The sequence below is a fragment of the Neorhizobium sp. JUb45 genome (assembly GCF_004343585.1).
GTDB lineage: Bacteria > Pseudomonadota > Alphaproteobacteria > Rhizobiales > Rhizobiaceae > Neorhizobium.
Genome location: NZ_SLYW01000001.1, coordinates 423,847 through 442,878 on the forward strand (window position 1 = coordinate 423,847; position 19,032 = coordinate 442,878).

General features: G+C 60.8%; 17 protein-coding genes. 5 read left to right on the forward strand and 12 right to left on the reverse strand.

The features are described 5' to 3' along the window. The first annotated feature begins 28 nt into the window (after positions 1–28). Positions 29–1,576, forward strand: a complete 1,548-nt coding sequence (locus EDF70_RS01905; RefSeq protein WP_132271560.1) for an FAD-dependent monooxygenase — start codon at positions 29–31, stop codon at positions 1,574–1,576. A 244-nt stretch (positions 1,577–1,820) separates the two neighbouring features. On the opposite strand, the gene EDF70_RS01910 is transcribed toward EDF70_RS01905, so the two are convergent. The 7 genes from EDF70_RS01910 to EDF70_RS01940 form a co-directional block, all read right to left on the reverse strand. Beyond that, complete coding sequence (locus EDF70_RS01910) at positions 1,821–2,510, reverse strand: SDR family oxidoreductase (protein ID WP_132271561.1); 690 nt, start codon at positions 2,508–2,510, stop codon at positions 1,821–1,823. 245 nt (positions 2,511–2,755) lie between these two features. Next, positions 2,756–3,790: a ferrochelatase gene (hemH, locus tag EDF70_RS01915; RefSeq protein WP_132271562.1), complete on the reverse strand. Its 1,035-nt coding sequence runs from the start codon at positions 3,788–3,790 to the stop codon at positions 2,756–2,758. Positions 3,791–3,929: 139 nt separating this feature from the next. Further along, positions 3,930–5,879, reverse strand: a complete 1,950-nt coding sequence (locus tag EDF70_RS01920) for a 5'-nucleotidase C-terminal domain-containing protein (protein ID WP_132271563.1) — start codon at positions 5,877–5,879, stop codon at positions 3,930–3,932. A 219-nt stretch (positions 5,880–6,098) separates the two neighbouring features. After that, positions 6,099–6,464 (reverse strand): outer membrane lipoprotein Omp10, encoded by a 366-nt coding sequence (omp10, locus tag EDF70_RS01925; protein ID WP_132271564.1) that lies wholly within the window; start codon positions 6,462–6,464, stop codon positions 6,099–6,101. Positions 6,465–6,619: 155 nt separating this feature from the next. Then, complete coding sequence (locus tag EDF70_RS01930; RefSeq protein WP_132271565.1) at positions 6,620–8,068, reverse strand: homospermidine synthase; 1,449 nt, start codon at positions 8,066–8,068, stop codon at positions 6,620–6,622. Positions 8,069–8,236: 168 nt separating this feature from the next. Continuing rightward, positions 8,237–9,187 (reverse strand): DUF3445 domain-containing protein, encoded by a 951-nt coding sequence (locus EDF70_RS01935; RefSeq protein ID WP_348639704.1) that lies wholly within the window; start codon positions 9,185–9,187, stop codon positions 8,237–8,239. A 9-nt stretch (positions 9,188–9,196) separates the two neighbouring features. Beyond that, positions 9,197–9,577 carry a hypothetical protein gene (locus EDF70_RS01940; protein ID WP_132271566.1) on the reverse strand — a complete coding sequence of 127 codons (381 nt, stop codon included), beginning with the start codon at positions 9,575–9,577 and terminating at the stop codon, positions 9,197–9,199. Between the two features lie 34 nt (positions 9,578–9,611). Between EDF70_RS01940 and EDF70_RS01945 the strand changes: the two genes are divergently transcribed. Continuing rightward, positions 9,612–10,841: a hypothetical protein gene (locus EDF70_RS01945; RefSeq protein WP_132271567.1), complete on the forward strand. Its 1,230-nt coding sequence runs from the start codon at positions 9,612–9,614 to the stop codon at positions 10,839–10,841. Here the strand turns inward: EDF70_RS01945 and EDF70_RS01950 are convergent, their stop codons facing one another. After that, positions 10,842–11,735, reverse strand: coding sequence for a LysR family transcriptional regulator (locus tag EDF70_RS01950; RefSeq protein ID WP_132271568.1), 894 nt, complete (start codon positions 11,733–11,735; stop codon positions 10,842–10,844). 111 nt (positions 11,736–11,846) lie between these two features. Between EDF70_RS01950 and EDF70_RS01955 the strand changes: the two genes are divergently transcribed. After that, on the forward strand, positions 11,847–12,581 hold the full coding sequence (locus EDF70_RS01955) for an SDR family oxidoreductase (protein WP_132271569.1): 735 nt from the start codon (positions 11,847–11,849) through the stop codon (positions 12,579–12,581). Positions 12,582–12,592: 11 nt separating this feature from the next. Next, complete coding sequence (locus EDF70_RS01960) at positions 12,593–12,928, forward strand: Atu4866 domain-containing protein (protein ID WP_132271570.1); 336 nt, start codon at positions 12,593–12,595, stop codon at positions 12,926–12,928. Positions 12,929–12,934: 6 nt separating this feature from the next. On the opposite strand, the gene EDF70_RS01965 is transcribed toward EDF70_RS01960, so the two are convergent. The 4 genes from EDF70_RS01965 to EDF70_RS01985 all read right to left on the reverse strand — a co-directional run bounded on the left by EDF70_RS01965 (position 12,935) and on the right by EDF70_RS01985 (position 17,276). After that, positions 12,935–13,306 carry a DUF4440 domain-containing protein gene (locus EDF70_RS01965; RefSeq protein WP_165931920.1) on the reverse strand — a complete coding sequence of 124 codons (372 nt, stop codon included), beginning with the start codon at positions 13,304–13,306 and terminating at the stop codon, positions 12,935–12,937. Between the two features lie 5 nt (positions 13,307–13,311). Beyond that, positions 13,312–13,971, reverse strand: a complete 660-nt coding sequence (locus EDF70_RS01970; protein WP_132271572.1) for an aminotransferase class IV family protein — start codon at positions 13,969–13,971, stop codon at positions 13,312–13,314. Then, entirely contained in the window at positions 13,920–15,089 is a 1,170-nt protein-coding gene (locus tag EDF70_RS01975; RefSeq protein ID WP_132271573.1) for an aminodeoxychorismate synthase component I, read from the reverse strand. The genes EDF70_RS01970 and EDF70_RS01975 overlap by 52 nt, the downstream gene beginning before the upstream one ends. Positions 15,090–15,401: 312 nt before the next feature. After that, positions 15,402–17,276 carry a M3 family oligoendopeptidase gene (locus EDF70_RS01985; RefSeq protein WP_132271574.1) on the reverse strand — a complete coding sequence of 625 codons (1,875 nt, stop codon included), beginning with the start codon at positions 17,274–17,276 and terminating at the stop codon, positions 15,402–15,404. 197 nt (positions 17,277–17,473) lie between these two features. Here EDF70_RS01985 and EDF70_RS01990 point away from each other — a divergent pair, with 197 nt between their 5' ends. Continuing rightward, positions 17,474–19,006: a sigma-54 dependent transcriptional regulator gene (locus EDF70_RS01990; RefSeq protein WP_132271575.1), complete on the forward strand. Its 1,533-nt coding sequence runs from the start codon at positions 17,474–17,476 to the stop codon at positions 19,004–19,006. The last annotated feature ends 26 nt before the right edge of the window (positions 19,007–19,032 follow it).

Here is a 19,032-nt window from a genome sequence, read left to right on the forward strand (position 1 = left end):
TTCGTCACCGGATGAGAAGGAGGAGCTCATGCATAACAACGTCCTGATCGTGGGGGCTGGGCCGACCGGGCTGGTTCTGGCTTTGTGGTTGACGAAGATGGGCGTGCCGGTGCGCATCATCTCGAAGGCGGAAGGGCCGGGCACCGCCTCGCGGGCGCTTGCCGTCCACGCCCGCACGCTGGAACTTTACGATCAGGTCGGTCTGGCCGATGCGGTGATCTCGAAGGGGCATCACGTCTCCGGCGTCAATCTCTGGGTGGGCGGCGAGAAGAAGGCGCGTGCCGCTTTCGGGGATATCGGCGAGGATCTGACGCCCTATCCTTTCCTGCATATCTATCCTCAGGATGCCCATGAAGCATTGCTTGTGTCGCGGCTGGCGGCAGAAGGCGTTTCCGTCGAATGGAACACCGCCTTCATCGAGCACAAGGAAACCGCGGATGGCATTTCCGCCCGGCTGGTTCTGGCGGGTGGCAATGAAACGGTATGCGAAGCCGCCTTTCTTGCCGGCTGCGATGGTGCCGGTTCCGCTGTGCGCAAAAGTATCGGCGTCGGTTTTCCCGGCGATACCTATCAGCAGACTTTTTATGTCGCCGATGTCGAGGCTTCCGGGCCGCCGATGAATGGCGAACTCAACATCGCGCTCGACAGTGCCGATTTTCTCGCCGTCTTCCCGCTCGATGAAGGGCGGCGCGCGCGTCTGGTCGGTACGGTGGAGGAGGATGCGGCGCATGCCGGCGCCTTGCGTTTCGAGGATCTGAACGACCGGGCGATCGCGCATCTCGGTATTCAGGTGACGGCGGTCAACTGGTTCTCGACCTACCGGGTGCATCACCGGGTGGCGGAACGGTTCCGCAAGGGCCGCGCCTTCATTCTCGGCGATGCCGCGCATATCCATAGCCCGGCCGGCGGGCAGGGCATGAATACCGGCATCGGCGATGCCATCAATCTGGCGTGGAAACTGAAGGCGGTCCTGTTCGGCGGCGTGCACGATATCGCGGCGGCGAACCGGTTGCTGAACACGTTCGAGGAAGAACGCATCGCCTTTGCCCGAAAGTTGGTGCGCACCACCGATCAGGCTTTTTCGCTGGCGACCGCCGATGGAGGATTGGCGCGGTTCGTGCGGACACGGCTGGTGCCGCTGGTCGTGCCGATGGCGGTGCAGATCGAGCCGGTCAGGGATTTCATGTTTCGCACCGTCTCGCAGCTGATGATCAATTACCGGGGCGATTATCTCAGCCGGGGTGAGGCGGGCGACGTGCATGGCGGTGACCGGCTGCCGTGGTTCGATCTCGGTGATGGCCGCTGCAACCACGACGGTTTTCGCGATCTCTGCTGGCAGGTGCATGTTTATGGTTATGCCGGTCCCGAGGTCGAGGACTGGTGCCGGGAAAGCGGCCTGCCGCTGCACATCTTTCCATGGTGCTCGGAATTCGAGGAGGCGGGGATCGGGCGCGATGCCGCCTATCTGATACGGCCCGACAGCTATGTGGCCAGTGCCGCTCACGCCGCGCGGCCGGATGCGCTCGAGCGCTATTTTTCCGACCATGGCATCACGCTGCCGGCGGCGGCGGGTTAGGGTGAAAAGCATGTAGAGTTGCGACGGTGCGCCCATCCGATCTCCCCCCTTGTGGGGGAGATGTCCGGCAGGACAGAGGGGGGTAATGCTGGTGCAAATGCCGCTTTCGAACCACTCGCCGCACCGTTGCTTACCCCCCTCTGTCACCTTTCGGTGACATCTCCCCCACATGGGGGGAGATCATTGGGAGCAAGCGGCACTCTTTGCATTCCTCATACTATGTGCTTAGCCGATGAAGTGATGCCTATTCGGCGTAGATCATCTTCTTCGTCATGCCGCCGTCCACCGTGATCGTCTGGCCCGTGACGAAGCCGGCGCTTTCAAGATAGAGCACGGCGTCGGCAATATCCTTGGCGCGGCCGACACGGCCGGCCGGGTGCTGCGCCTCATCTTCGGCGGAAAGCTCCGTCTCGGCCGTGATCCAGCCCGGTGCGATGGCGTTGACGCGGATCTTCGGGCCGAGGCTGACGGCCAGCGCATGGGTGAGTGCCACCAACCCGCCCTTGGAAGCGGCATAGGCTTCCGAATTCGGCTCCGACATGAAGGCTCGGGTGGAGGCCATGTTGACGATCGCGCCACCCTCGCGCATCAGCGGGGTGACTGTTCGGGTCATCAGGAAGGCGCCGGTCAGGTGGCTGTCGATGACGCGGCGCCATTCCGTCAGCGACAGGTCCAGCAAAGGCGTGCCGAGTGCTCCGCCGGTGGCACCGGCATTGTTGACGAGAAGATCCATGCGGTCCCAGCCGAGTTCGGCGACGGCAATTTCGACGGATGCTTCATCGGCGACATCGCACTGGATGTGGCGGACGGTCTCGACCGGGTGTGGTTTGTCGGTGAGATCGAAGGAGGCGACTTCGAAACCGCGCAGGCTGAGTGCCTCGCAGATGCCGGTACCGATCAAGCCTGCACCACCGGTGACGATGGCTTTTTTCATGGTGTGTGCTCCTTTGGTTTTCCGGGCCTTGCCGAAACGACGGCATGCTTGAGGAAGCCCCCTCCCAACCTGCCGGGCTTGAGCCGCGGGTCTCAACCCGTCCTTACGGACCCCCACAAGGGGGAGGGCTTAACCCAGCCGACCCGTCTTGCTTCTATCGGGGCAGGTGGTTGCCACACTTTTTCTCCCCCCTTGTGGGGGAGATGGCCGGCAGGCCAGAGGGGGACTTTTTCACAAAGCCCGCCTTACACCCAGCCCTGCAATTCCCGCCGCACCACCGCTTCCAGCACGTTCATGCCATCGACACTGTCGTTGAGGCAGGGGATATGGACAAACTTCTCGCCGCCGTGATGCATGAAGATTTCGCCGGCTTCACCGGCAATTTCCTCCAGCGTCTCGAGACAATCCGACACGAAGCCGGGGTTCATGATGGCAACGCGCTTGATGCCTTCGGCGGCCAGTCCCTCCATCGTCTTGTCGGTATAGGGTTGCAGCCATTCTTCCGGCCCGAAACGCGACTGGAAGGTGATGCGCAGCTGATTTTCCGAATAACCGAGCTTTTCGCGCAGCAACCGCGCCGTCTTCTGACAGAAACACTGATAGGGATCGCCGGCCTTGAAATAGGACTGCGGGATGCCGTGGAACGAGGTGATCAGCAGCTGCGGTTCCCAGTCGAGCGTCGAAAGCGTGTTGCGCACCGAATTCGCCAGCGCCTCGATATAGACCGGGTCGTCGTGATAGGTCGGCACGGTGCGCACGGCCGGCTGCCAGCGCATCTTCATCAGGTGCTCGAAAGCCTTGTCGTTGACAGTCGCCGTCGTTGCCGCCGCATATTGCGGATAGAGCGGAAACAGCACGATACGGTCGCAGCCTTGCGCCTTCAGCGCATCGATCTTCGAGGCGATCGACGGATTGCCGTAACGCATGGCCCAGTCGACCACCACGTTCGGCAGGTCCTTCAGCCGCTCGACCATCAGGTCACCCTGGTTGCGGGTGTAGGTGCGCAGATAGCTTTCGTCGAGATCCTTATTCCAGATCTCCTCATATGCCTTGCCGACCTTCTGCGGGCGCTTGTTCAAGACGATGCCGTAGAGAATCGGGTACCAGTAGAGTTTCGACCATTCGATGACGCGGCTGTCGGACAGGAACTCCGCCAGATAACGGCGCATCGACCAGTAATCCGTGCCGTCGGGCGTGCCGAGATTGACGAGCAGGACGCCCACTTTTCCGAGTGAGACCTTCGGGTGGTTAGCGGGCAAAACGGCTGTGGGAGCGGTCATTCTGGCTTTCCGGCTGGACGTTGTGGGACCCGCATCCTTGATGATGCCGGCCGATGCGCCTTATGTAGAAACAAAGAACGGCCCGGGAAAGCCCCGGGCCGTCGTTTAACGTAGGACAAATCGTCTTAAACAGGCAGCCTTACTTGGCCGGCAGTTCAAGTTCCTTGCCGACCTGGATCAGGTTCGGGTGGCGCAGTGCATTGGCCTTGGAGATTTCGCTCCAGCGGGTGCCGTCGCCATAGGCGCTTTCGGCAATCGTCCACAGCGAGTCGCCCTTGACGACCGTGTATTTGCTCGGGCCGCTGGCCGGCTGAGCGGTCTGGCCCGGAGCCTCGACGGCGGCCGGAGCCGTGGTCGTTGCTGCCGGTGCTGCCGGAGCCGGAGCAGGGGCTGCAGGAGCCTGTGCCGTGGCGGCCGGTGTCGGGGCAGCCGCAGGAGCGGCGGGCTTTGCATCGGCCTTCGGTGCCGGCTTGTAGTCTGCCGGTGTCAGGTCGGTGATACGGCCATCCGTGTAGGGCTTGTAGGGGCTGTTGGCGGCGATGTAATCGGCCACCGCGTTTTCGAGGTTGGGGCCGAAATCGTAAGGGTTGATGGCGTTGGTGTTGAACACCTTGAAGCCGTCACCGCCGGTGCGCACGTAGTTGTTGGTGACGACGCCGTAGGTCTTCGCCGGGTCGATGGCAACGTATGCATCGCCTTCCTTGACCTGCACGTCGCTGACGCGGGAACCGGCAGGCTTCGACTTGTCGAAGGAGAACTTCATGCCGGCAACCTGCGGGAAGCGACCCGCACCGTCATCGATCTGGCTGACGCCGTTTTCGAGCGCGGCAACGACGTCCGAACCCTTGAGCTGGAAGGTGGCGATGGTGTTCTGGAACGGCAGCACGGTCAAAACTTCGCCCATGGTCACGTCACCGGCGTCGATCGAGGCACGCAGGCCGCCGCCGTTCTGAATGGAGAGCGTAATGCCCTGATCCTTGACGCGGTCGAGCTGCGCATCGGCGAGCAAGTTGCCCATCGTGCATTCCTTGGCGCGGCAATTGACGCGGTCACCATCGATGATGCCTTCCGACGAGCCGACGACCTTCTTCTTCAGCTCTTCGAGCGGGCCGCCGAGTTCCTTGACCTTGGCGACAAAGGCTTCGTCCTGCGCCACGCTGGCATCGAGAACCTTTGGTGCACCCGAAGTGGATTTTACCGCGCCGTTGTCATCGAAAACGACGGTGAAATCGCCGAGATATTTGGAATAGGCATAGGCCGTGACGATCGGAACCTCGACGCCGGCCGGGTTCTTGACCAAGGTCGGATAGGGACCGGCCGCCTTGGTGTCGGTGCTCGACAGATAGGTGTGGCTGTGGCCGCCGACGATGACGTCGATACCGTCCACGGCCGCGGCAATCGCCTGATCCTTGACGTAACCGACATGCGACAGAACGACGATCTTGTTGACGCCCTGGCCCTGCAGATCGGCAACGGCCTTCTTCAGGTAGGTGATCTCGTCTTCAAACGTGATGTCCGGGCCGGGAGAAGAGGTCTCGTTGGTGTCGGTGGCGAGAACGGAAACGACGGCAACCTTCTGGCCGCCAAAATCCTTCACCAGATAACCCTTGTACTTGTCCGCCAGAAGCGAACCGGGCTTGGCAATCGTGTTGCCGGAAATGATCGGGAATTTCAAGGCGCCGATGAATTTCAGCAGCTCATCCGGGCCATCGTCGAATTCGTGGTTGCCGATCGCCATCGCGTCGAAACCGATGCCGTTCATGAACTCGGCAACCGGTGCGCTCTTGTAGGTGCTGTAGAACAGCGAACCCTGGAACTGGTCACCGGCATCGAGAACCAGCACGTTCTTGCCCTGCAGCTCGGCGCGACGGGTGTCGATCGCCGTCTTGACGCGGGCGATGCCACCGAAGCACTCGTTCTTTTCGGTCTCGGACGGCGTGCAGGTGCTGTCGTATTTGTTGATCGGCTCGATGCGCGAGTGAAAATCGTTGATGTGCAGGATGTTGAGTTCGAAATCGGCAAAAGCTGCACCGCTGGAAAGGGCCAGAACCGAGGCCGTCAGCAGGCCCAGTCTCAATCTCTTCGTCATCGTTGTTCTCCTAATGCGGGCGCTGTCAAAACCCTGTTCCGCCTCGTTTTAATTATAAAATATGACAGGCTTTCAATGCCCCATGCTTTCATCAACAGAAGGGAGGTTCAAGGAGAAATATGACAGTGGTGCAGGATGTCCACGATGCACGCAAAAGCAAAGGGCCCCGCGTCTGCGAGGCCCTTGCCGAATGTCAGGAATGGTCATGCCGCCAGGGGTTTAGCTGCGGCGCGACAGCGAGAACTGCGAACCGCTGTCGGCGGTGCAATTCAGCTGGTTCATGTTGACCAGTGCGCAATTGACCTTGGACTGGGTCTTGCGCACCAGCGAGGTCATGTTGATCTCGACCAGCGTCGGCGACAGGGTGACATAGTTGCCGGAGGCGAGCAGCGCGTTGTTGTCGGTCGAGCGGGTGTTGAACGTGCCGCCCTGGAAGGTGGAGATGATGCCGTTCGGATCCGACCAGGTGCCTTCGACGCCCTGCGGCTGCGGCGGGGCGGATGCCATCTGGCGCGGCGGGGCAGAGGATACACAGGCGCTCAGGGTGGCAACGGCGACCAGCGCCAGGCTCAGTTTCAGCTTCATACTCATATCTCCGCAAATCGGCTCCCTGTCGGAACCATGCTGTCACACTCTATGTAAAGCAAGATGCTCGCTTTGACAGAGACCTTTACCAATTCTTCAACATGAAAAACGCCCGCACGATGGCGGGCGTTTGACTATTTACAGTTCCGGGCGGCTTAGCGGACCAGAATGTTCTTGAACTGCCAGGCGTCCTTCTCGTCGATGTCTTCCGGGAACAGGCCCGGACGGCCTTCGAGCGGGGTCCAGTCGGTGTAATGGCCTTCGACCGGGCCGAGGTAAGGCGTCTGAACTTCCAGGCAACGCTTGTAATCGACCTCGTCGGCTTCGACGATGCCGGCCTTCGGGTTTTCCAGCGCCCAGACCATGCCGGCGAGAACGGCGGACGTTACCTGCAGGCCGGTGGCGTTCTGGTAAGGCGCGATGCGGCGGGTTTCTTCCAGCGACAGGCGCGAACCGTACCAGTAGGCGTTCTTTTCGTGGCCGTAGAGCAGCACGCCGAGTTCGTCGACGCCATCCTCAAGCTCGTCCTCGTTCAGAACGTGCAGGACGGGCTGCTGCTTGCCGCCATTGCCGAACATTTCGTGCAGCGACAGAACCGCGTCATTGGCCGGGTGGTAGGCGTAATGGCAGGTCGGGCGGTAGACGACTTCGCCGTCCTTCTCGACCGTGTAATAATCGGCAATCGAGATCGACTCGTTATGGGTGACGAGGAAACCGTATTGCGGGCCCGGTGTCGGGCACCAGGTGCGCACGCGGGTGTTGGCGCCCGGCTGATCCAGATAGATGGCGGCCTGGCAGCCCTTCTTGTGCTTCTTGGCGTTTTTCGGCATCCAGTTTTCGTGGGTGCCCCAGCCGAGTTCGGATGGCTGCAGGCCTTCCGAGATGAAGCCTTCCGCAGACCATGTGTTCCAGAACACGTTCAGCGGTTTTGGATGCTTGGTGCGCTGGGTGTCGCGTTCGGCAATGTGCACGCCCTTGACGCCGAGCTTCTTCATCAGCTTGGCCCAGCCTTCGCGGTCATGCTGATCCGGCTCTTCGAATTTCAGGCCGGTGTCGTTGGCAAGGTTGACCAGCGCCTGCTTGACGAACCACGAGACCATGCCCGGATTGGCGCCGCAGGTGGAAACGGCGGTGGTGCCGCCCGGGTTCTTGGCCTTTTCCTTGCGCACCGTTTCGCGCAGCGCATAGTTGGTGCGCTCGGAATTCTTCATGCTGGTGTCGAAATAGAAGCCGAGCCACGGCTCAACGACCGTGTCGATGTAAAGCACGTCGAGCTTGCGGCACAGCTTCATCAGGTCAAGCGAGCCGGTATCGACCGACAGGTTGACGCAGAAACCCTGGCCTTCGCCTTCGGTCAGGAGCGGCTTGAGCAGTTCCTTGTAATTTTCCTTGGTGACGTGTTCCTTGATGTGGCGCACGCCATGCTTGGCAAGGATTTCCATGTCGGCGGGTTCTTCGCGCGGGTCGATGACCACCATCCGGCTCTTGTCGAACTTGAAATGGCGCTCGATCAACGGCAGCGTGCCGCGACCGATCGAACCAAAGCCGATCATCACGATCGGGCCGGTGATTTCGGCATAAACCGGGTAGTTCTGGTCAGTCATGTCATGCTCCCTAACGATCGACTGCTGTTGTTTGGCCGCAGTCAGGCTTTTCACGCATAATGGTCCAGTGTGACGGATATTGTGACGTGTGTTTTGATGCGGTGCGCTAGATCATATTTCATCGTCACAATAAAGCGTTTGTTCCAGCAACACGGCAAGGACAAGGCGCTATTGCGCAGGCGTTTTTTGCGGCTCCATCACAGCGGTTTGCGGCTGCCGCAGCAGCGCCAGCAGTTCGTTCCGTTTTTCCAGCACGCCCTTGTATTCGGCTTCGTCGATCGTCAGTTTTTCCAGCTGATCCGCCATGGCGAGCGCCAGCCGTTCAGCATCGGGTTCGGCGAGGATCGCCGCCACCGGATCGAGGTAGATGCGGATGGTGAACAGGATGTCTCCTGATACCGGAAGCTTGGTCAGCGTCTGGCGTTCGACGCGGATGATCGTGTTTTCCGCCGGGGTCACGCGCACCACATCCGCTGGTGGCGATACCGGGTGATAAAGTGCGTGTCGCCAGTTGACCGACCAGTTCATCCGCCGCACGGGGTTGCCGGGCTGCAGGCGATCGAACATGCGGGCGATCAGCTCGGCATTGCGGCTGCCGTCCTGAAAACCGGGCACCGGGGCGTGCACCTCATTCATCACCTTGCCGAATTTTTCAGACAGTTTCCACGAGGAGGGGAAGGCCAGGAATGCAGCGGCAATACGCCAGCCGTTTTCACCCTTTTTCATGATGACCAGATCGTCCTGAACCAGAAGCCCGGCGCGGTGGATCGGCAGCATGGTTTCGTCGGATAGATCGACCGTGTGGCCGGCCATATGGATGCGGTCGCCATCGCGCCGGTAGAGATCGGGATGGTGGGTGGTGAGATAGTCCGCCAGCCGCTCCAGCACCTCGCGCTGGGCATTTTCCGTGCCCGGCTCTGCGCGAAGAACCTTGTCGCCATGCTCGGAGACAAGGCGGCGCTTTTCCGCCAGTTCGAAGACGAGATTTGTATCCGGCTCGATCCAGCATTCGGGGTCGAGCGGCGACAGGCCGATGGTGAAAAGCGGCGATGAGCCGTCATAGGGTGTGTAGGTCGGCGACATGCGGTGCAGGCTGGCCGGGTGCCGGGCGCTTGTCAATCTCCTGTTTCAGCGAACGGTTGCGGGCGTCGTAAAAACACCCTGGGGCTTGGAACTTGTCCGGCGCGCCCTAGAAACAGGGCGAATGGGGTTTTGAAACGAGATGGTGGGATGACCGAATTCACGCTGAGGGCTTATGTCGTCGCCGCTGTAACTGACGATGCGGATCTGGCGGTGTTTCGCCATCGCGGCGTGTAAGCAGGGGCATTTCATGGGTATCGTGCGGGCTGGCAGGGTGATCGCTGCCGTCAAAAGCGGGTCGGAATTGCCGCGTTGGGCACTGTGGCTGGCCTTCTGGCTGGTGTTTTTTCTCGGCTGCAACATGGCAGCGGCATTGGCGGATGAGGAACGCAAGGCGTGCGATTTGACACCGCACAGCGTGTCGCCCATCAAAACGACATGATTCCGCATTGATGCAAAAGCCATGACAGTGAATGAAGCAGACAACGGCGCCTCGGCGCTGATCGCCTATGGCAGTTATGCGCCGGGCGGTGAGAACCATGCAAGGCTGGCGTTTTTTGCGGGCGAGTGGCGCAAGGGATATGTTCTGGGTACCCGCCACACGTCCGATGACGATATCGGGCCGGGAGAAGGGCTGATTGATGCCTGGGTGCTGGAATTTCCGCGTCCGCAGGCGGATGTGAATTCTCCGGAATATCAGGCCTGGGCGCGTCGGCTTTCCGATCTCTGGAAGGGACTGGACAATGTCATGGGGGCCACCATGAGCCGCGACAGCCGGCCGTGGTGGCCGGAGGGATCGGCTATTGTTGTCGGTGCCGCCGGCATGAAAGTGGCCAATATCTATCTGCCGCTTCGCCGTTTTGCCGATCACCTCGAGAAACAGCAACCGGAGCCGTCGGCGGAAGCGCCTCCAGCGTCGGTGGTTGAGCCCGAACGGGCGCCGCAAGCGGTTCCGGACGAGCAGCATGATCTCGAAATACTCTGGCGGCAGACCTATACGGGCGAACAGGAAAACGACCACAGCCATTTCATTGCGCTGATCGGCCAGGCGCATCCCGACCGTTTCGACACGCTGTTCGCAGATCTGCCGGATGGCGGCAGGTTTCTCGAAAGGCTGAAGCGGCTGTTCACCGATCACTGGCCGGCCACGCAATCCTTGCCGGCAGCGGAGGGAGAAAACGCTGGTTTTCATGCCCGTCCGCTGGTGCGCAATGCGCGGCCACTGGATGTTCTCGTTGAACTCGCGCGCCGCGATATCGCCCAGCGGGCCGGCTTTTTGCGCGCACGTGGCAAGACGACCCATGCGGATGCCCTGGATGAACTGACGTTTGTCACCGGCAAGCCGGAACATCCCGAATGGGAGGAGGCCGGTGACGCGCTGGACGCCTTTGCCGATGAGGTGCGTTATTCAGGGCCGAAAAGACCAAGCTGGCATTACGGCCTCAAGGAAGCCTGTCACGGCATTGCGGCCGACTATGTTCTGCAGGATTGGCTGATGCTGTTTCTGCTGCAGCCCGATCTGCCGGAGCCCAAGCCCAGACCGCGTGGCGGCCTGATTTCCCGGCTGGGGCTGCGCCGGGAATCGCCCTCTCTCGATCTGGAACCGGCCTATTCCCTGTGGAAGGCGGGCGGTCGTTACGAGATCGATGGTAAAAACTGCTGCGTTTATGAGGTCGAGCGGCACGAAGGCTGATTATTTTCGAAATTGCCGCAGGTGATCCACCAATGCCCGCAGTTTTGGCGCCATGTTTCTCCGGCTCGGGTAATAGAGATAAAAACCCGGAAACCACGGGCAGAAATCTTCGAGAACGGGAACCAGTTCGCCACGCGAAAGCGGTTCGCGAAACGTGTCTTCCATGCCGAAGGAAATGCCGGCGCCGGCAACGGCAAGCCGCACCATCAGCGTCATGTCGGTGGTGGTGATGGTGTCGGCGGCCGCGACGACAAATTCCTTGCCTGCTTCGGCAAACTCCCAGCGATAGGGGGCAATATGCGGGGCGACGCGCCAACCGATGCAACGGTGGCCGGACAATTCGCGCGGATGTGCGGGTGTGCCAAAACGCGCGAGGTAAGCGGGGGAGGCGACGGCCAACTGCCGCTGATCGCCGGAGACCGGGACGGCGATCATGTCCTGCGCGATCACTTCGCCCAGCCGCACGCCGGCATCATAACCTTCGGCGACGATATCGAATTCCTCGTCGGTGACGGTGATGTGCAGTTTCACATCCGGGTTTTCCTCGGCGAAGGCCGCCAGCAGCGGGCCGGAGAGAAAACTTTCGGCGATCGATGATACCGCCAGATTGAGTTTGCCACGCGGACTGCCCTGCCGGTTGGCGGCGGCTTCGACGGCGCCGCGCATCTCGGCCAGCGCCGGGGCGGTTTCCGCGTAAAGCCGCTCTCCTGCCTCCGTCAGCGCCACGCTGCGGGTGGTGCGCGCAACAAGCGCGATGCCAAGCGTTTCCTCCAGCTTTCGGATCGTCTGGCTGACGGCGGAGCGGGTGACGCCCATGCGGTCGGCGGCAGCGCGAAAATTCCTCTCCTCGGCGACGAGGGCAAAGATGGCGAGCGCGTTGAAGTCGGGCAGCATTGGTTAGTTTTCCTTGCCAGTCTGGAAATCAATGAGTGGCTTATCGCGACAATGGCGAAAACATATCTTGCTGGCAACCGCAATGAGGCGGGTCGTTCAGAGGAGAAAGTCATGGACAGGATCAGGGACAAGGTTGTTCTCATCACCGGCGCATCGAGCGGTATCGGCGTCGGCATTGCGCGTGAACTGGCGAAGGCCGGCGCGACCGTCGTGCTCGGTGCACGCCGCACCGACCGGCTGGAAACGCTGGCGCAAGAACTGCGCGGCACCGGCGCCACGGTGCTGACCCGCAAACTCGATGTGACAGACCGCGCCGATGTCGCGGCCTTTGCCGATGCAGCACGAAAAGAATTCGGGCGGGTGGACGTCATCGTCAACAATGCCGGCGTCATGCCGCTGTCACTGATGTCCTCGCTGAAGGTCGAGGAATGGGACCGCATGATCGACGTCAACATCAAGGGTGTGCTCTACGGCATTGCCGCCGTGCTGCCGGAGATGACGGCGCGCGGTTCAGGCCAGATCATCAACATCGCGTCGGTGGGCGCACTTTCCGTTTCGCCGACGGCGGCGGTCTATTGCGCCACGAAATATGCGGTGCGGGCGATTTCCGATGGGTTGCGTCAGGAAAACGAAAAACTGCGCGTCACCTGCATCCATCCCGGCGTGGTGGAAAGCGAACTGGCCGACACGATCACCGATCCGGTCGCCGTCGAAGGCATGAAGACCTACCGCGCCATAGCACTTCAGCCTGATGCGATCGGCCGCGCCGTGCGCTTTGCCATCGAGCAGCCGGAGGATGTCGACGTCAACGAGATCGTCGTGCGCCCGACGCGGGCGGCTTTCTGAGGAGCGATCTGATGACGCGCCGCCAGATCACCCTTCGCGCCGCCGTCTCACTGGCGGCGCTTTTTGCCCATCCCGTTTTTGCAGAGGACACGATGAACAAGACCCGGCAGACCCACCCCTATGTTGGCATGTGGGTGACAGAGGATGGCCGCATCCGCCACGAGCTGTTGCCCAACGGCCGTTACGACGAGGCGCGCGGCAGCCGCGAAAGCGCCTATCAGGGGCGGTATGAAGTGACTGGCAGCCATATCGACTATTGGGACGATACCGGTTTTACGGCTGACGGCGATTTCGCGAGTGCGGATGTGCTGCACCATGGCGGCATGGTGTTTTATCGGCGGAAATGAATGGTCCTAGGTGGTTGGCGTGCCTTGGTGAAAAACCATGCGCCAACCGCCATCTGCTTCCAATCTCCAGATCGAACTGCGATTTGTCCGCTGGGTGCTGCCATCCGCTAGAAAACGAATGCCGAGATAGGTTGCCAGGGCAATCGTGTCGCTCAGGAGAGAAATGCTGAAATCTTCGATCGTCGCTTTCGCGGCTATTGTCTCACTCGTCAGGCCTGCAAGGGTTTGCCGAAAGTCGTAACTGCGACCGGAGCGGCCGAATTCACGAAAATCGGAAGACAAAAGTTGCCGCAGTCGTGCCTCAGAGTTTCTTGTCGTCGCGGTTTGTAGCTCGGTTTCGAGCGCAAGGAGATGTTGGTGCAGATCCGTCCCCGCCACGATGCTCAGCCCACCAGTTCCGCCCTGATCAGCCCGCGCAGCGAGTTGCCGACAAAGATCTGTCGTCCTTCCATGTCGGCGCGCTTCACCAGACCAGACTTGGCGCGGCCTTCGCGGATCAGATCGCCGCGCAGGATGCCGGCCAGCAGGCCCGACGAGATCGGCGGTGTCGTCAGCGTGCCGTCGGCCTGTTCGACAAAGATATTTGTGATCGTGCCTTCGCAGAGTTCGTCGCGTTCGTTGAGCAGCAGAACCTCGTCCACCTCTTCCATCGAAAATTCGGCGCGGGCCGCCTCGTAGACTTCGCGGCGGGTGGTTTTGTGGCGGTACATCAGGTCATCGGACGGCATGCGGGTTTCGGCAATTTTGATGCGCCAGATCGTGTCTTCCGAGAGCGGATTGAAGGCCGTGGTGGTGATGTCGATATTGCCGCGAAAGGTCATTTCGAGGCGCACGCGCAAGGGCGCTTCGCCTTCGGCCGCACCTTTCAGGCGTTGCACGATGTCGTCGGGGCCGGCGCGGAAACCCAGTGCATCGGCCGAGCGCTTCAGCCGGCGCAGATGCTGGTCGATGCGGGCAAAGCCGGTATCCGGCTCCCAGCGCATGGTTTCGATCAGCGAAAGATCGGCCGGTTTCCCGCCGCGAACCTTGCCTTTAGCAGACATTCCTCATACTCCGCCTCTGCGGTGGAATCGAACACGATGCCGCCGCCCACATTGAAAACCGCATTCCCGCTCCTGAAAAGGGAGATCGTGCGGATGGCCACCGAAAATCGCATCGGCCCCGCCGGATCACACCAGCCGATCGCGCCGCAATAGGCGTCGCGCGGGCCGTCCTCCAGTTCCGACAGAATGCGCATCGCCCACATCTTTGGAGCACCGGTGATCGAGCCGCAGGGAAACAGCGCGGCCAGAATTTCCGGCAAACCTGTTTTGGGCAACAATTTGGCGCGAACATGGCTGACCATCTGGTGCACGGTCGGATAGGTTTCGATTTCGAACAGTTTTGGCACCGACAGCGTGCCGACCTCCGTTACAGCGGAAATGTCGTTGCGCAGCAGATCGACGATCATGCGGTTTTCGGCGAGCGTCTTTTCGTCGGACAGCATGGTGGCGATGATGGCGCGGTCGTCGTCCTCGTTCGCTCCACGAGCGGCGGTGCCCTTCATCGGATGGGTTTCGATTATCCCATCGGTATCGACGGAAAAGAACAGTTCGGGCGAGCGTGACAGGATGGTTGGGCCGCCCGTCTCTGCATCAAGATCGATCAGTGCGCCGTAACGCACCGGCTGGCGTTCGATCAGCGACCAGAACAGTGTTTTGGCGTCACCCTCCCAGCGGGCGGTGATCGGCATGGTGAGGTTGGCCTGATAACAGTCGCCGCGGCGGATATGGCGGTGCAGGCGTTCGAACCGCTCGGCATAGGTGTCGAAATCCCAGCCGGCGCGGAAATCGGTGAGCGCTGCGGTGTCATTCTCGGCGGGTGGCGTGGCCAGCGGATGGTCGTTGCCGGTTGGGGCATCGAATATGCCCATGGCGATCAGCGGCGTTTCACGGTTGTCCTCGATCAGCGGCCGCAGTTTGGGCTCGAAAATGTGGCCGGCTTCATAGGAAAGGTAACCGGCCAGCCAGAAGCCGTTTTTTCGGGCGGTTTCCAGCTTTTCCAGTGCGGGCAGGATGTCGTCGGCGGTACGGGCCATGACGATTTCGTGCGGGTGGTCGAAGACCATGCTTTCGCCGGTGCGGTCATCGCGGAAGAGAGCGAAGGGGGCATGTGTTGCCATAAGTGAGAAAAACCCGATTACCCTTTTTCTGCGTTAGCGAATGCAGGTGTCCATTACCATGCCCATCAATGGTTCGCGCAACGAGTTTTCTATCAAGAGCGGAGCTGTGCGTGGAGGTGAGGGGCCGCCATGAACTCCCTCTGATCTCCCCCCTTGAGGGGGAGATGTCACGATAGTGACAGAGGGGGTTAAGCAACGGTGCGGAAAAGACGGAACAAGCGGTATTTGCGCCAGAGACACCCCCCTCTGCCCTGCCGGGCATCTCCCCCTCAAGGGGGGAGATCGGCTGAGAGGCACCGTCACTGGAAGCGCTCAGGCCTCGTCCAGCGCTTCCAGTTCGTCGATCAGGCTCTCGATCATCGACAGTCCCTTCGACCAGAAGGCCGGATCGGAGGCATCGAGGCCAAACGGTTTCAGCAGTTCCGAATAATGCTTTGAACCGCCGGCTTTCAGCAGGTCAAAATACTTTTCCTGAAAGCCCGGAGCGGCGTTCTGGTAGACCGCGTAAAGCGAGTTCACCAGGCAGTCGCCGAAGGCGTAGGCGTAGACATAGAAGGGCGAGTGGATGAAGTGGGGGATATAGGTCCACCACGTCTCGTAGCCTTCCGAGATTTTGATCGCCGGGCCGAGGCTCTCTTCCTGCACCGACAGCCAAAGTTCGCCGATCTGTTCAGCCGTCAGTTCGCCATCCTTGCGGGCCGTATGCACCTTGCGCTCGAATTCGTAGAAGGCGATCTGGCGCACGACCGTGTTGATCATGTCCTCGACCTTCTGGGCGAGCATGGCCTTGCGTTCTTTTCTGTCCCTGGTTTTTTCCAGAAGTGCGCGGAAGGTGAGCATTTCGCCGAAGACGGAAGCGGTTTCCGCCAAGGTCAGAGGCGTCTGGCACATCAGCGCACCCTGTCCGCCGGCCAGAACCTGATGCACGCCGTGGCCAAGCTCGTGGGCGAGCGTCATCACGTCACGCGGTTTGCCGAGATAGTTGACAAGCACGTAAGGATGCGCGGACGGGACGGTCGGATGCGCGAATGCGCCCGGTGCCTTGCCGGGGCGGGCAGGGGCGTCGATCCACTGTTCGTCGAAGAAACGGCGGGCGATATCGGCCATTTCAGGAGAAAACGCACCGTAAGCCGAAAGAACCGTGTCCCTGGCGTCGGTCCACGGGATCACGGCATTCGGGGTTTCCGGCAGCGGTGCGTTGCGGTCCCAGAAATTCATAGTCTCCATGCCGAGCCATTTTGCCTTCATCGCATAATAACGGTGCGACAGGCGCGGATAGGCGTCCTTTACAGCAGCAGCCAGCGCATCGACGGTTTCGCGCTCGACGCGGTTGGCAAGGTGGCGGCTATCGGCGATGTCCTCGAAACCGCGCCAGCGGTCGGAGATCGCCTTGTCCTTGGCCAGCGTGTTGGTGATCAGGGTGAAGACGCGCAGATTGTCCTTGAAGGTGGCGGACAGTGCCTGCGCCGCCTTGGCGCGTACCTCCGGGTCCGGCTCCTGCAGCATGTTGAGGGTGATTTCCAGCGGCTGCTTTTCGCCATCCACCTCGAAACGCAGATCCGCCATGGTCTCGTCGAACAGGCGGTTGAAGGCGGCAGCCGAAGTCATCGACTTGTCGAGAAAAAGTTGCTCCAGCTTGTCTTCCAGCTGGAAAGGCTTGTCTTTTCTCAGGTCGACGATCCATGGCTGGTAATGGGCAACTGCCGGATCACGCGCAATCGCGGCGTCGATCACCGCGTCATCGATGCGGTTCAGTTCCAGCGCGAAAAATAACAGATGGGCGGAAAGATCCGTGAGCTTGGCCTGCACGTCGCCATAAAATTTGCCGTTTGCGGGGTTGGACGTGTCGGAAAAATAGGTGAGGCCGGCATAGGAGCCGATCTTGCCGAAAAGGTCGTCAAGCGCGTCATATTCGGCGATGGCCACGCCCAGGCCCTGCGCGCCGGTCTTCTCGGCGGCGGTGGCAAGCTTGCCCTTCCAGGCGGATTCAAATGCTCTGGCGCGCTCGGCGGCGCTGTCGAGATCGGCCTTCAATGCGGCGCCATCGCGGCTGTCGTAAAGATCCTCGAGCTGCCATGTCGGGAGGTCGCCGAGTTCAGTCGTCGCGGCGGAAGTGGCAGCTCTGTCGGCTGCGACCACGATACCGCGGCGGTTCTCCTTGCCATTCGGTCTAACGTGGGACGTCATCGTGCAAAATTCCTTCCTGTTGATGTCTCAAGTGCCGTTTCCGGTCTTTTTCGAAGCAGGTTTCAGTCGTGGTGCTCTGTTTTGAGGCCATGCCGTTAAAATGCAAGCCTTTCTCAAAACGGGATGTTCAAGCCTTTCATGACACAACCTCCATTATAGGTGCCATTACGGTACTGCCCACTATTTCGGGAGCGAGCATGACTGCGCACATTCTTGTCGTGGACGACGATCCGGTACAACGCCGTCTTTTGAAGAACGCCGTAGAGCGTCATGGCCACTCCTGCCATCTGGCTGAAAACGGCCGGATCGCGCTTGAGTTCCTTCGTCGAAACCGGGCGCAGTTCAACGCCGTCGTTCTCGACCTGATGATGCCGGAGCTGGATGGCCTCGGTTTCCTCGATGCCGCCAACGAACTCGGCCTCAATATTCCGATCATCGTGCAGACCGGGCAGGGTTCGATCGAAACGGTCGTACAGGCCATGCGCGCCGGTGCTTTCGACTTCGTCGTCAAGCCGGTTTCGCCTGAGCGTATAGCTGCTTCCATCGCCAATGCCTTGAAGCTGGATCAAAAGGAAACAAAGACGCGCACCGTGCGCAAGGGTCGCAACGGGCCGATCGGTTTTGCCGATATCGTCTCTGCCAGCCCGGACATGCTGCGGGTTATCGATCTGGCCGAACGGGCTGCCCATTCCGGCATTCCGGTCGTGCTCGAAGGTGAATCCGGCGTCGGCAAGGAAATGGTGGCGCGTGCCATCCAGAGCGGCAGCGACCGTTCGGGAAAACCGTTCATCACCGTCAACTGTGGTGCCATTCCGCACAATCTGGTCGAGAGCATCCTGTTCGGCCATGAAAAGGGTGCGTTCACCGGCGCGATCGACCGCCATACCGGCAAGTTCGTGGAAGCCGATGGCGGCACGCTGTTCCTTGACGAGATCGGCGATCTGCCGCTCGACGTGCAGGTGAAGCTGTTGCGCGCCGTGCAGCAGGGCGAAATCGAAACCGTCGGTTCCTCCAAAACCCACAAGGTCGATGTGCGGCTGATCTCGGCCACCAACAAGGACCTGATCGAGGAAGTCCGGGCAGGGCGTTTTCGCGAAGATCTCTATTACCGCCTCAACGTCTTCCCCATCACCATTCCGGCGCTGCGTCGCCGCAAGGAAGACATTCCGCATCTGGCGCGCGTCTTCACCGAGCGGTTTTCCGCCGAGCAGAAGCTCGACCGCAACCTGACGCTCAATGCCGGTGCCCTGGCGCTGCTCACCGCCTATGACTGGCCGGGCAATATCCGCCAGCTGGAAAACTCGATTTTCCGCGCAGTCGTGCTGGCCAGCGGCGACGAGCTGACGGAAGACGATTTTCCGCAGATCGCGGCACAGCTGCCGGAATTCCGCACGGAGGAACTGCGGGCGATTGCCGTCGAGATGCAGGAGCCTTCTTCGGTCGGCTCTGGTCGCGCCGATGAGGCCGGCCTCTACGGCGAGCGGTCGGACACTGCTGCGCATCACATTCCGTTGCATGTGCCGGACAATGTCATCGTCAGCACCGATGATACCGGCGACGTGCGCAAGCTGGCGGATGTGGAAGAGGAACTGATCCGTTTCGCGCTGAAATTCTACCGCGGCCAGATGAGCCAGGTGGCGCGCAAGCTCGGAATCGGTCGCTCGACGCTTTATCGCAAGCTCAAGGATTACGGAATCGATCCGGACAATCCGCTGCGCGAAGCCGCCTGATCTGCGCGTAACGCGTGTGTGAAAGG